The organism is Borreliella kurtenbachii, assembly GCF_030437945.2.
Taxonomy (GTDB): Bacteria; Spirochaetota; Spirochaetia; order Borreliales; family Borreliaceae; genus Borreliella; species Borreliella carolinensis.
In genome coordinates this window covers 1-14085 of record NZ_CP124056.1, presented here as the reverse complement: position 1 = coordinate 14085, position 14085 = coordinate 1, and the positions used below count along the sequence as shown (strand labels likewise).

The following is a 14085-nucleotide window of genomic DNA, read 5'->3' as shown; positions in this document are numbered from 1 at the left end:
AGTTAATTTAAAAAAAGAAAAAATAAGATTTTAAACTAAAAAATGAAGTAAGAAAAAGAATTGAGATATCGCTTAAGGTTTTTAAAATAGATAATTAAAATAAAAGATCGGTGTTATTGTACAAAGTCTTTTTTAGATTAGTTATTTACTATTTTGGTGATTTTATTCTTTCTTTTAGAACTTCAAACAAAATTGTCATTATCATTATAGAGTAAAGCAATATATTATTGATTTTTATTTCTTATGTTAATAGTAATAAATATTAAAGTAAATTAATAATTCTACGATTGATTCACCACTTTATAATTAACTCTTTAATTTATTAAATAATTTTAATTTTTGTTTGTAACTGCCAATTATTAAAAATAAAATTATTAAAGTATAATTAATTTTTACATTAATTATTTTTAAATATAATTCTTTTAAAGAATATACCATTAATAATATTAATCTATTTCTAACCACTATTATTAAATTAAAGATTATAGAAAAAGTAGTTTGCTTATTTAAAAATTAAAGTTTATGTAAATTATAGGTGAAAAGTTCTTTTAATCTTTGGCCAAAAAATAAGCCTATCTTTGATTAAAAATAGGCTTTTATATTATTACAATTTTAATATGACTTAAAAGCTTTTATTGAAAGTATGTCACTTTTTAGCTTTTCTGCTTCTTCCCGTTTCTCTTCAATTTGTTTTATAATTGCCTTTACATGAAGTTTAAGATTCGCAGGATCTGTTTCTATAGAATTCTTATTATCTTGATAATCTAATACAAGTTTTTTTAATATTTTTGAGACGATTGCTTTTGTAGATAATAATTTTTCAAACAAATCTTTAAGCTTCTCTAGATCTAAAATCTCTAGTTTGTCTAGATTATCTTTTTGGGGATATAAGTAAACAATCACGTAGTCGATATTGCCCTCCAATGCACTAGAGGTATTAAATATGCCTTCTACTTCATTTGCCAATATTACAATTTCTGAAAATTTCTTTAATTCGTCATTTTCCATATCATTTAAGGTCCCATAAGTCAATTTTCTATAGGCTTTAGATCTTTCAGAATTATCGGAGATTGTTTCGCGTGGTTCTTCGTGCCATCTCAATCTTTTGAAAGCCAATATTCCATATTGGTCCTCAGGTTCTTCTTCTAATTTTTTTTCATATTTTTCTCTATCTGCGTTAGCTTTTGCTATTAAGTTTCTTAAATTATTAATCAACATGTTTTTTTCCCTTTGATTTTGATTTGCTTCTTGATTTTGATTTGCTTCTTGATTTTGATTTGCTTCTTGATTTTGATTTGCTTCTTGATTTTGATTTGCTTCTTGATTTTGATTTGCTTCTTGATTTTGATTTGCTTCTTGATTTTGATTTGCTTCTGTTTTAGGTTTTAATCCCTTTTTATTGAATTTTAATCCCTTTTTATTAGATTTTGCTCTCTTTTTACTAGATTGATGCTTAACATCTTTTTGATTGGTGTTAAAATCTGGATTGCAGGCAGTTAAAAATAGAAAAACAGCCATGCTTGCAATTATATTATATTTCACAAATAATCTCCTTACTTAAAATCTAATACTTAATATAATGCAATATCAATATAATACAATACTTAATATAATTTAATCTTTAATACAATATTATACCGTATTAATTATTGTATTATTAGAATAATTATAATAATATTTTCATTGCCGGAAGTTTTATAATGTTTTGAGCTTTTTTTAAAATCTATTTTGATATATTTTTGATTGATTTTTATCAAATTCGTTTATTTAAATCTTTTTATTAATTTTAAAGGCTTTAATAGATAATAATAAAGTTAAAATAATAAAGCTAAAATTAATATTTTAGTAATTTAACAATTCTTGAGAAAAGGTAAAATTGGTATTTCTCTATTTGTTATAGAGAAATCTATCTTGGTAGGGCTTTTTAACGTTTAGTAAAATAATGTTTGGATAAACTTGTATATTTACACAGATTATTTTTGTAGTAAGGTGGGTAAGGAGTATATATGAGGATTTTGGTTGGCGTTTGCATAATAGCATTAGCTTTATTGGGCTGCTATTTGTCTGATAAGCGGGAACAAGCTGTTCAAACTTTTTTTGAGAATTCGGAAAGTAGTGATATGGGTTCTGATGAGATTGTTACTGAAGGCATATTTTCTAGTTTAAAATTATATGCGTCTGAACATCGTTTATTGGTTGAGATAAAAAAGACCCTATACACTCTGCAAGGTTTAGAAAGTCGCGAGTTTCCGCCATTGCCTGACTATAATGAGGAGTATTTTAAAATTCTTTTTAGATTTAGGTTCTGAGCGATCTAAAGACTTGATTAAGTTGTTTGGTAGGGTAAAAAATGAGCAGAATAATAAATTTAAAAGTGAAGTTTATTGGCTGTATTCATGTATAAGAGAGTTATATTCTCCAGATATTAAGTATTCTGGTGAAAAAGGGAGCCCTGAGTATGATCGTTTTATGCCTAGACCCACTGCTTATCAACAATATTTAAAAGTGAAGAGAGAAATAGAAAGAAATACTTTTAATATGGTTGTCTTGTATTAATTGTAAGATAATTTTAATTTTCAGTATTAATGTTTTTCTTATATGGAAGAATTAATTGGTGAATAAATATAGATTATTATTTATAAAACCAGCGCCATTTCATTATTTATAAATATTTGGATAAAAAATATTAAAAAGGCGTGTTTTAATGCTTATATAAAAGAAAATGTTTTCAATTTATTATTGCTTTAATAGAAGTAATCGATGTGCTATTAATAAGAAGGCAATATTTAAGTAATTTAATCTTTATATTGTGGTTTTTTAGCCTTTTTTAAAAAAGGGAATTAGAGATAGTTAAATAATTTAATTAATATATTATTATGCTAATAATCATTATTTATTTATGATAAGAGATATGCTTAAATCTGATTCTTAAAAATCTATTAAAGAAGTTAATTCTCATAATAATAAAGGTAAGAATAATGCAAAAGTAAAAGATATTTCCAAATTAGTTAAATTAATTCAAAATGCATTTAAAAAGATTGATTTAGTTAAGACATTAATTAATTTAGGTTATAATGCTTCATATATTGCTAAGATTAATCTAAGAAATGGACTAAAAATGATAAATTTATTGGATTTCGCTATTGTGAAAATACTATACCTTGTTATCAATTTTGAATTATATTTATTTATATTAATTGCTAAATTTTTTTCTTAGCTTTTTCTTATTCAATTTTTATCATTCATCAGTAAAAAGTTTTAATTTTTCTTTTGATAAATTTGAATACTTATTAAATAATAATTTAATAGTAGTATTAAATAGCTTTAGATTTAATATGATTTCATAGGTTGTATCTTTACCGGTTTGTTTATCTTTTATAGTAAGATATGCAGGCATATAGTTACAGTTACTTTTCTTGTAAAAGGACTTAAAATAATCTGCTAAAGAATTGTCAAAAACTCCAAAATTGTATGAATAAATGTAATTAGGTTCTTTTGAAGTTTCTTTTAAATTAATTTTGGCTAAACCAGTTCTATTTCGTTCAAAATCAATATTAGATTCTTCCGAATTTAGTTTTAAGCTTTTGATTTCGTATTTTTTTTCAAACTCTTTGGTTGATTCAAATGCTATTATCTTAGCTATAGGCACTTCTTGACCGAGTATTTTATAGCTATTGTCATTAATGCTATAATTATAATCAAAAAAAAATGAATAAGTTTTGAATCGAATGGGTGAAAAAATATAAGAGTACCTAAGTTCTCTAAGATCTTCAATTAAATTGTTATTTTTATCTTTTAAAACCCTTAAGTCTCCAGATTTTACCCATGTAACATAACCACCTACAAGTAATTCAAGCACTTCTCCCTCTTTTATTTCATTTAATTCGGATTCTTTAAAAGAAAGACAAGTATTTTCATTACTCTCTTCAATGGGGTTTTTATCATATTTTGTAATATTTCCTTCTTCAATTGTCTTAAAATCAAAACCCTCAGTTTTGATGCTGTTGGTTTTTGAAGATTTTAGTGGAGTTAAAAAACACGAATAAAATAGTGGTATATATAAAAATATATTCAAAATACATATGTTATTTTTCATAAAATTTTTCCATTAATTTGATCAAAGTTAATAATTTATAAAATATTTTTTCATTATATCACAGAGAGAATTAAATAAAAGACAAAAAATTCTTTTGATCAACATTAACTAGTCTGTTAACTTTTTAGAATTTGTAGAAAATATGTGTTTGCCAATTATAAAATTAATTATATTTATCAATTTGAAAATCAAAAAAGATTTCAAGATATTGATTCTCGTTTTAAATTTGTCATATTTTAATTTAGCAATATTAAAACCCCCACATCAAGTTTTAGAATAAAATTCAAGATTCAGGGTAGTGATAATATTCTAAAAGAAATAACTAAGGATTTAAAAAGCGGAGAAGATAATCCTTATAAAGGTATTAAATTAAATACAAATCAAATTAAGAAACTATCCCCTATATAGGAATCAATAATATACTTTAAAGACAATGAAGAATTTAGCTTGGTTACCAAAATGTTAAGTTCATTTAATGCTCTTAGTGAAAAGTATATTGATTTTAAACAGGGGCTTGATATTGAGAATAAACTTTTATTAAAAGAATATAATAATGAAAACCGTATATTCCTTTATTCTGGGGCGAATATTCACCGGTTAAATTCAAGATTTTTTGAAAATAAAGATGCAAAAAAAGCTCTAAATTACTATGGATAGATAAAGAAGACTTTAAAAAAAAGTATTAACAACCAAATATGATCAATGTCAAACCGAAAGAGTATTCTATAGAACAGTTTCATGCAGTATGGATCAAAGAACCATGAGATTAGCACTTTATCTCCTAAAAATTCCTATTACACATCGACGTTAAATGTAAATTATGAAAAATCACCAATATCACTTTATAAAAAATTATTTATTATATCTATTTTTAACTCTCTTTCATTTGATTTCTTGCTAAGAAGATTTGTTAATATAGCTTTGGTAAAGTCATGTCTTTATCAATGTTTAATGCCTCAACCCAAAGAAAAAGATATTTTAGCTAATCCACTATACTTAACTTTAGTAAAATACCGCTTTGTTAATAGCCAAAAACGATCCTTTAAATTTCTCAAATTTGATTTACTTAGAACATTTTGAGTTTGGCAAAGAAGAAGTTGATAAGGCGCTAAAATTAGATGTTAAAGATAAGTTCTTTAAAGAAAAAGAAAAAGAAAAAGATTTTATTATAGCTAATCTTTATTCATTAACCAAAGAAGATTTTATTATTTTACTTAATGACTTTAGAACATTAAAAAATAAAAAAGGAGAAAAATATATTCTATCTTTAGTAGAAGGGTATGAGAATTTCTGTAAAACTAAATTAAGTGGCGCGAGAGCATATCAACAAAATAAAGGTTGTATAGTGGCCTAGGCTATTTTTACTTATCATTCTTTAAAAGGATTCTTTAATAATTTTTTTTATTAGTCTTGTTAAAATTTATTTTTTAATTTGTATAAATATGGTAATTAAAATATACATTAATAAAGGTGTAAAAAACATATGATGTTGTTCTATACAGAATTTACAAAATCCAAGACAACTAATAAATAAGCACAATAAAAATGCTATTAGCTTGCTATTATATTTTATAGTTTGCTTATTTTTATTTTTACAAGCAATACAAATTTTATAGTCTTTATTAAGTGATTCTTTGCAAAAATAACATTTTTTTATCTAAATCTTTTGTCATGAATTTAACTCCCCTTAGGAATTAAGTGCAACTATCTTACATTTAGGGTAGAGAAATCATGCTTAAAGTATAATGCCACTATAGTGAATCTGGAGTTTGCGCCGGAGAGATTTTTGATTTTTGTGTAAAAATTTTACTTTATGAATAGTAGGGTTTTTGTATATGTATTTACAATGCAATGCTAAAAAAATAATGCAAAAATGATAAAGATTTTAAGTTGAACTTAGAAAAAAATAAATCAATGGAGTTCGAAAATAAATTAAAAATACTTGAGAAAGAGAGCTTATGAATGACATTATTACACTTACTTCCTATCAAAAAATAGTTTTTATTGTCGGTATTATGTGTGGAATTGGAATAATACTATTAATGATATTAGTCTTGATTAAAACTATCATAGCTCCCAAGTTTATAAAGAAATTAAGAATTCATGAAGAAGAAATTAAAAATATAAAAAAATTATCAGAAGAATTTAAAAAAATTGAAAAATTTATAGTATATATTAATATGGAATAATTTCATGCACTTATTTAATAAATATAATACTTTTATAGGAGCTATAATATCCATGAACAAATGTATTGATGATCTAAGACTTTTAAAGTTTAATATTTTTTAGTTTTTATAAGGTATTCCTGATTCATCAAATTTTAGATCCTTAGATATTTTTAGATTTTTATCATTAGAATTAACAAAATCAATAAGGTGATTGATTTTCTCATTTATTGGATCGAGTGTGCTAGCTATTGTTGAATTTGATGTATTTTCAAGTCTTTCCATATTTGATTTATAGATTAACGTGTAATGTTCATACAAATCATAAGCCAAAGAAAATCCTTTATGTGCAATTTCACCAAATTCATCTTCAAATTTAGAAAATATTTCAATAAGATTCGATATAGACGTAAGTCCGAGTTTAAGATTATCTTTAAATAGGTTTTGTGATTTTTGTTTTATATTTTCTTGTATCTTTTCCGATCTATCTTCAATAGATTTAATTAAATCAATAACCCCAATGATTCTTCTACAGTATTTTATTTTCTTTATCATCTTTTATTTTGCTTCTTGAAGTGCTTCTAGTATTTTCTAAGAAATAAATCTATTTATTAAAAATTTCACTAGGGTATTTATTATTCATCAAATCAATAGGAAGCTTTAATTTTTCTCTTGATAAATCTGGATACTTGGTAAATATTAGCTTAACAACATCATTAAATAGCTTTAGATCTAATACAATTTCATGGGTTTTATCCTTACTAGTTTGTCTATCTTTTATAGTAAGATAGGCAAGCATATAACTACATTTACTCTTTTTTATAAAAAGAGTAAAAAAATCTGTTAAAGCATCATTGAAAACTCCAAAATTATATGAATTAATATATCCAGCCTCTCTTGAAACTTCTTTCAAAGTAATTTTAGCAAAGCCATCAGTTCTATATTTCTCAAAATCAAAATTCACTCCTTCAAAAATTAACTTTAGATTTTTAACTTCATATCTTTTTTCAAACTCTTTGGTTGACTCAAATGCTATTATTTTAGCTATTGGAACCTTTATACCCATTATTTTATAGTTATCATCATTGATATGATAAGTGTCGCCACTAAACAATGACCAAGAAAAAGTTTTAAGTCTAATGGGCGAAAAAATATACGAATATTTAAGCTCTTTAAGATCTTCAATTAAATTATTATATCTGTCTTTTATAGCCCTTAAATTATTAGGTTTTATCCATGTAACACTTCCTGCGAATAGTTCACCCCAAACTTCTCCTTCTTTTATTTCGCTTGACCCAAATTCTTCATTAATACAGGAAATATTTTTAATATCTTTTTCATTATCTTCTTTAATATCTTTTTCATTATCTTCTTTAATATCTTTTTCATTATTCTCTTCACTTAGCTCAAGGTCTAAACCTTCAGTTTTGATGTTTTTTAAAGAATTTGATCCTACAACACAAGAATAAAAAAATGATATAAAGAAAAATATATTCAAAATACTTATACTCTTTTTCATAAAATTCTTTTTGTTTTAATTAATTTCTAAATCATTACTCCATTAATTTAATATTAAAAATTCATAAAACATTTTTTCATTATACCCAGAAGAGGGTTAGCTACAAAAAATGAACTACTTATTCTATAATCTTTAATTTAGAAATAGTAGCTCATCTAAGTAATTTTACTAGTATTAAAATGAAAAATTAATCATATATTTATTATTTCTATTTTTAGGTTAAAAATATTTACGAATATTTATACTTAAAGCTTGACTTTTTGCCAAAAACGAATCTTGGTTTTATTCAATAACTAGGAAGAAACTTTTTAATGAACTCGATTAAGAATAGAATAATTTTTGACACCTTGGGTGTCAAAAATTAAAAAAATATATTTTTAAATACTAATCAGGATAAAAATCTAGTAATCTAAAGCGAATTAAAAGAACAATTAAAATTAAAGTTATAAGATGCTATTAATAATAAAGTTAAAGAAAAAGACCTTTATAAATATGATGGTTTCAAAAGTTTTGAACAGTTTATAAAATCTTTTGTAGTATTAAAAACTCAGGCCTATATGTATTTAAAAGTTTATGAAAAAGTTTTAAAAAGTGCTGTTTCTATTGATAATTTTAAATAAATAGCATTTATCAACTTTTATCAATATTTACAAAAAAATGATTTTATTGATATCCATAAAGCTACGCAAGAAAAAATAATTTAAATGGTGTAAAGATTTAAAAAAAAACAGGTTAAAGGATTTTTATATACAAAAGATAAGATAAAAGAAGAAGAGTGGACTGGAGTTTTTGGAAAATTTGGATCAGGAATTTATCCAAAAATAGGAATTAATGCAAGCTTTATGGACATCTATAAGGGCAAGTTGAAGATCTAAAATTAAAAGAGATTGATAAAAAATCAAGAATTAGAGGATAAAATAGGGAAAGTGATCCTAAACCTCTCTTTTAGAATATATTCTAATTATGAAAAAGAAATAAAAGAATTTAAGAAAAAACTTAAAAGATAGATAATGGCGACAAGGCGATAAGCCAAGGGCAAGTTGCAGCCAAAGTATTTATTTTTTAGAAGATACACTCAGCTCTAGGCTTCTTTCTATCAATTCTTTTATCGTCCTTATTATATTTGAAGAAAAACTGGCAAGCTTTTCTATATTTTAAATTTGCTGAGGTACAACACTAAAAAATTTCTAAAAACGCCTATAACATTATTTATTTTAGTATTATTAATAATAAGTTTTAGTTTTTCAAGACCAGATTTAAATAAGGTTTGTTAATTTTCTTAATTTCAATATAGCCTGCTTTTATTTGTTTTAAATACATAATCATGTGATTCAGTCTCCTATTTTTATTGCACTTTGACTCATGTTGATTACTAATACTTTAATTTTGATTAATTTGATTAAAGTCATTAAGTAGATTTTCTAAATTTAGTTCTATTGGTATGCTTGGTTTTTACATCTTGTGAGGGTTTTTCAAGATTATCTATATTTTTTTAAATAAAGACCTTTTATTATTCATTTTTATAAAGATAAAAGATATGTAGCTTAATATTAAACAAACTATATTTTAATTTTTAAATTAGTTTATCTAAAATAAATGTTTTTATTATTCTAGAGTAATTAATTTTACAGTTAATAAGCAAAAAGAAATAGACAATATAATATCTGTTTTAAAAAGATTTAATAAGCACTAATAAATACCTTACACAAGCATTTTAATGTCTTTTCTTTAAGAAGGATATTAATAATATCTATAAATACATTTGTTTTATTAATACTTATTTTTTGTACATTATCGTTCAATTTTAACCAATTTTATAAGTGCTATTTCTTAACTTTTTTTATTATTTTTAAATTTATATGTCACAACAATAGATAAGATTAAGTATTAAATTCCCAATGGCAAAACTCAAAATAATCTATTTTAGATAAACTAATTTAAAAATTAAAATATAGTTTGTTTAATATTAAGCTACATATCTTTTATCTTTATAAAAATGAATAATAAAGAGCCCATATTTAAAGAATATATCATTAATAATATTAAATCTATTGAATTAATATTATTAAATTAAAGATTGTAGAAATAGTAGTTTACTTATTACTAGAATTTAATCATAATATTGGCTTTTAAATTTATTAACAATCTAAAAATAGCATCTTCAAGGCATCTTATTTCTGCTGGAAGGGAGTTTCTATAAACATCATGAAGGGAGCATATTTATAAAACTAATAAATCAATTTGACAAAGCTTGTTTCCACCTAAAGCTTATGTAAATTATAGATGGAAAATTCTTTGTAATCTTTAGTTAAAATATTAAGTCTACCTTTTGTTGAAGATAGTTTTTTGCATTATAGCAATTTCAATACATAACCTTTAAGGTATGTATTGAAAATATGTCGCTTTTTATCTTTTCTAATTCTTCCCTTTTTTTTATAAGTTGTTTGTAAAGTTCAATTACATGAGATTTGAGCTTAGTGGAATTTGTTTTTATAAGATTTTTATTATTTTGATAATCTAATAAAAGTTGGTTTAACATTTCTGAAACGATTTTTTTTGTAGATAATAATTTCTCAAATGAATTTTTAAGCTTCTCTAAGTCTAAAGTGTCTAGTTTATCTATAGTGTTTTTTTTGGAATATAGATAAACAATCACGTCGTCAATAGCACTTCCAAATCCGTTAAAGATACTAAATAGGCTTTGTGTTTGTTCTGATAATATTATAATTTCTGAAAGTTCCTTTAATTTATTAGTGTCAATAGCATTTAAGGTGGCATAAATACATTTTCTATATCTTTTAGATTTCTCGCTATTATCGGCTATCTTTTCACCTGATAAATTTCCCACCCAAACTAATTTTTTGAAAGCCAATATTCCATATTGGTCTGAAGGTTCTTCTTCTAATTTTTTTACATATTTTTCTCTATCTATATTAGCTATTTCTATTAAATTTCTTAGATCGTCAATCGGTGTGTTTTTTATTCTTTTATTAGGGACTTCTTTTTGATTTGGATTTGCTTCTTGGTTTAGGTTTACTGCTGTTTTGGTTTTTAATCCCTTTTTATTGGATTTTAGTTCTTTTTTATTAGATTGATCCTTCATATCTTTTTGATTGGTGTTAAAATCTGGATTGCAAGCATTTAAAAATAAAAAAACAAATATGCTTACAATTATATTATATTTCACAAATATTCTCCTTATTTATAATCTTACATTTAATATACTAAAATAATATTTTCATTACCAGAAGTTTTATATTATTTTGAGCTTTTTTAAAAAATTTATTTTGATATAAATTTAATTAAATTTGTTTATTTTAATAATAGTATGTGTTATTTGTGAATAGATTTTGATGATTATTGTATTAAAGATTTAAAAACTTTGAAATTGTAAATAATTTGTAGAGTATTTTAAGGTATTATCGAATGGTTCTGTTAAGTTATTCTAATGAAAGTATTTAAACAAATAAACCGAAAGGTAACTACCATGTTGATGTAATATTAATTTATTTGTATTTAGTATCTATGGTCGTTGTTTAGTATAGATCTATTGAAAAATAAGTGAATTCTAGCTTAAAGGTATGGCAACATTAAAATGATCAAATAATCCACCCAGGTGCCTTTTTATTAGTTTTTAAGGCTTTAATAGGATAATAAGGATTTAAAGCAATATTGTGCTAAAAAGCACAAATAGGGTAAGAATTAATAATGAAAGATATAATAATCGGGCTAAAAAATCGACTAAAAGTTGTTAATTTGAACACAAAACATTTCAATTTAAATGAAGCTTTTACATAGGCAAGTATTCAGGCTTTAGAATTTTTTTGTATGTATTTTAATACAATAAGATCTAAGTTATTGAAATTATTATTATTATTATTATTTAATTTTATGTATGTATTTATTTATAAATTTTATAAGGATTAAATTTTAATATTTAATTTCCATAAATAAGTATAATGATTCAGTATTTAACAATTCTTGAAAAAAGATAAAATTGGTAATAATTTACGTATTATGTTTATTACTTCTAAAGTAATCTATTTAAGGTTAGAAAAAGAAATTGAAGGAGAACTCTAAATTTAAATTTTTTTGCTGAAAACGGTTATAAAAGGGGTTGGGGGTTGTTGAATGGTTATCAATTTTATCAATCTAAAATTAGAAGACTAACGAATGGAAAAAAAGAAAGTAATTTAAGATAAGATTTTAAATTAAAAGACAATATTATTAAGTGCCATATTAGACACATGCCCATATTGTAAGGGGAGTGTAGCATAAGGCAGGAGGAGCAGAGCCCTTAGTGTTGCTAATACTATAATTAGAGACGCTACAGATAAATCAGTAGATTTAGGGATGTTATTTGATAATGTGCAAAATAAGGCAAATTTAATTGAATTAACTTACAGAAACAAAAATTTAGCATATGTGGATGATATGCAAAAGAGGTTGATATGATATTCAAGATGGGATACTATTACATGCCCTAAATTGTACACTACCCATTTTTGTATCAGAATTTTTGTTGAAATAGTTGGCAACTCTATTTTGAAATCTTGTTTCTTTTTTTTCATTAAAGTGTTGGTTTGTCTTATAGTAACAATCTTTTTTAGGATAATTAAGCTTATAATAAATTTCCGTACCCAAATTTACTCCCATATGTTGATAGTAGTTTTTTGTGACTTTTATTTCTTTTTCTAGTCTATAAATATACTTTTGCATAGTTCTTAGTGTAGAAATTTATTCAATAATTTATTTATAGTTAATATAAGCTTTTATCAGTAAATTAGGGGGTTTTTATAATGGAAACAAGCAAAAAAGACACAAACAATAAAGTTCAATATAAATTGATAGTTCTTATCGCAACAATAAGCTATTTAAATAATAAAAATCAAAAATATACTCAAAAAACCATATTATATTATTTCAATGAAAATCTAAAAAAAATGGTCAACCCATTTATATTAATATATAGATTTTAATTTAAGTTTAGTATATAATTAGTTTAGGTGTATTGTTTGTGTAATACTCCTAAATATTTTGGAAAAAAGCTGATATAGGGCTTTAAGCAACTTTTTAAAGAAAGTTACTTAAAGCCCTTATATCGTTTATGTAACACTAATTTTCCTAATTTACGGTTTATTTATTATATATTTTTAGTAATTGTTCTTTATTAGGCCTTTAATACTCTAAAGTATTATGCTATTTCGCAAAAATAATTTTCTGGATTATATTAGCTTAAATATTAGGATGAAGATTATAAATTTTAGTGCAACAAACTTCTAAAGGGTAAAGGAGTGTATAAAGGCCTATAAAGCTTTCATTTTCTTTATTTGTGGGACATTTTAAGATTACTTTTGGATTTTTTTCTAATATTTCAAGATATTCTAATAGGGTTTTATAATTAACCCTAAGTTGATAAGTTTTAGCTAGAGCCGCATTAAAATTGTTTTTTATTAAGGGATAAGTGTAATTTTTATTTGAACTATGGAATAATTCTTTATTCATATGATCTAGTGTTTTGACAAGAATGATTAACTTATTCTTGTCAAATTTAATTTGCTTTTTTATTCTTGCGACCAATGTATTGTTAATTACTCCATCCATAATGAATTAACCCCCTATTATATTAAATTTATATTACAAATATAGCACAGTATTTTTTAAATTTTTTTAGCGTAAAACAATATATTTCTAAAGTTTTGCATAAGATTATTTTATAATGTATTTACAATTAAGTAGTAGTGTTTTCTTGTATAAATTGTTTTAATTATTTGTAGAATTCTATTAGTTGTAAACAAATTTTTTCTAGGGTATAATTAAGTTTATAATAAATTAGAGATTGATCGTCTTTAAAATAGAATTTTGCTATGATTTTTATTTTTTTTCTAATTGATTTAAGTATTTTTTCATTGTTGATATATTACTAGGAGATAGATTTTTGTTTTTGAGATTTTCGCTCTACTTTTTGAGTAGAGTTTTTTGAGAATAATTTTCTAATATTAAATTTATTTCAAATATTGTTGTGGTAAGAATAAATAATCTGCATGCATGATCTATTTCTTTTTCTTGTTGTTCTTTTATATACTTATACATAATATATAAGTATATAAAGATTATTTTGAAAATAAAGAATAAATTAAAAAAGTATTGATAATTTTCCAAAATTATAAAGTTTGGGATTTTAAAGTTAACACTTTTATGTAAAAATTGCAAAAATTAAAGTTTTATTTTTTGGGGTTAAAGTTTTAGTTATTTGGGTTAATCTTTAGAGTGGAAATATCTATACTAGTTAAAAATTATAT

Annotated in this window: 7 protein-coding genes and 5 pseudogenes; 5 read left to right on the top strand and 7 right to left on the bottom strand. The window is 23.4% G+C overall.

Features of this window, described 5'->3' with window-relative positions; translation table 11 throughout:
* Positions 1-612 precede the first annotated feature (612 nt).
* Positions 613-1542, bottom strand: coding sequence for a virulence associated lipoprotein (locus QIA22_RS00190; protein WP_301611163.1), 930 nt, complete (start codon positions 1540-1542; stop codon positions 613-615).
* Positions 1543-2006: 464 nt separating this feature from the next.
* On the opposite strand from QIA22_RS00190, the pseudogene QIA22_RS00185 reads away from it, so the two are divergent.
* Positions 2007-2556, top strand: a pseudogene (locus QIA22_RS00185) (P52 family lipoprotein).
* Positions 2557-3238: 682 nt separating this feature from the next.
* Here QIA22_RS00185 and QIA22_RS00180 read toward each other — a convergent pair.
* Entirely contained in the window at positions 3239-4096 is an 858-nt protein-coding gene (locus QIA22_RS00180; protein WP_301611162.1) for a S2/P23 family protein, read from the bottom strand.
* Between the two features lie 126 nt (positions 4097-4222).
* Between QIA22_RS00180 and QIA22_RS00175 the strand changes: the two are divergent.
* Together QIA22_RS00175 and QIA22_RS00170 are read left to right on the top strand one after the other, a co-directional pair.
* Positions 4223-5450 (top strand): annotated as a pseudogene (locus QIA22_RS00175) (class I SAM-dependent DNA methyltransferase); the annotation flags it as partial.
* Positions 5451-6054: 604 nt separating this feature from the next.
* A complete protein-coding gene (locus QIA22_RS00170) occupies positions 6055-6285 on the top strand; it encodes a hypothetical protein (RefSeq protein WP_301611161.1) in 231 nt (76 codons plus the stop codon).
* Between the two features lie 99 nt (positions 6286-6384).
* On the opposite strand, the gene QIA22_RS00165 is transcribed toward QIA22_RS00170, so the two are convergent.
* Both QIA22_RS00165 and QIA22_RS00160 read right to left on the bottom strand, forming a co-directional pair.
* The gene (locus QIA22_RS00165) at positions 6385-6726 is read right to left on the bottom strand and encodes a BlyB family putative holin accessory protein (RefSeq protein WP_301611179.1); all 342 of its coding nucleotides are present in this window, start codon (positions 6724-6726) and stop codon (positions 6385-6387) included.
* Positions 6727-6868: 142 nt separating this feature from the next.
* Entirely contained in the window at positions 6869-7783 is a 915-nt protein-coding gene (locus QIA22_RS00160; RefSeq protein WP_301611160.1) for a S2/P23 family protein, read from the bottom strand.
* Between the two features lie 380 nt (positions 7784-8163).
* Here QIA22_RS00160 and QIA22_RS00155 point away from each other — a divergent pair.
* A pseudogene (locus QIA22_RS00155) lies at positions 8164-8400 on the top strand (chromosome replication/partitioning protein); the annotation flags it as partial.
* 1745 nt (positions 8401-10145) lie between these two features.
* On the opposite strand, the gene QIA22_RS00150 reads toward QIA22_RS00155, so the two are convergent.
* Together QIA22_RS00150 and QIA22_RS00145 are read right to left on the bottom strand one after the other, a co-directional pair.
* Entirely contained in the window at positions 10146-10970 is an 825-nt protein-coding gene (locus QIA22_RS00150) for a virulence associated lipoprotein (protein WP_301611159.1), read from the bottom strand.
* 1283 nt (positions 10971-12253) lie between these two features.
* Positions 12254-12517, bottom strand: a pseudogene (locus tag QIA22_RS00145) (plasmid maintenance protein); the annotation flags it as partial.
* A 65-nt stretch (positions 12518-12582) separates the two neighbouring features.
* Here QIA22_RS00145 and QIA22_RS00140 point away from each other — a divergent pair.
* A pseudogene (locus QIA22_RS00140) lies at positions 12583-12726 on the top strand (plasmid maintenance protein); the annotation flags it as partial.
* A gap of 292 nt (positions 12727-13018) precedes the next feature.
* On the opposite strand, the gene QIA22_RS00135 reads toward QIA22_RS00140, so the two are convergent.
* Positions 13019-13387: a plasmid maintenance protein gene (locus QIA22_RS00135; protein WP_301611158.1), complete on the bottom strand. Its 369-nt coding sequence runs from the start codon at positions 13385-13387 to the stop codon at positions 13019-13021.
* Between the last annotated feature and the right edge of the window lie 698 nt (positions 13388-14085).

Excerpts from the sequence above, each read along its gene's own strand:
- QIA22_RS00180 (WP_301611162.1), bottom strand. The coding sequence starts at position 4,096 with ATGAAAAATAACATATGTATTTTGAATATATTTTTATATATACCACTA.
- QIA22_RS00170 (WP_301611161.1), top strand. The coding sequence starts at position 6,055 with ATGAATGACATTATTACACTTACTTCCTATCAAAAAATAGTTTTTATT.
- QIA22_RS00160 (WP_301611160.1), bottom strand. The coding sequence starts at position 7,783 with ATGAAAAAGAGTATAAGTATTTTGAATATATTTTTCTTTATATCATTT.
- QIA22_RS00135 (WP_301611158.1), bottom strand. The coding sequence starts at position 13,387 with ATGGATGGAGTAATTAACAATACATTGGTCGCAAGAATAAAAAAGCAA.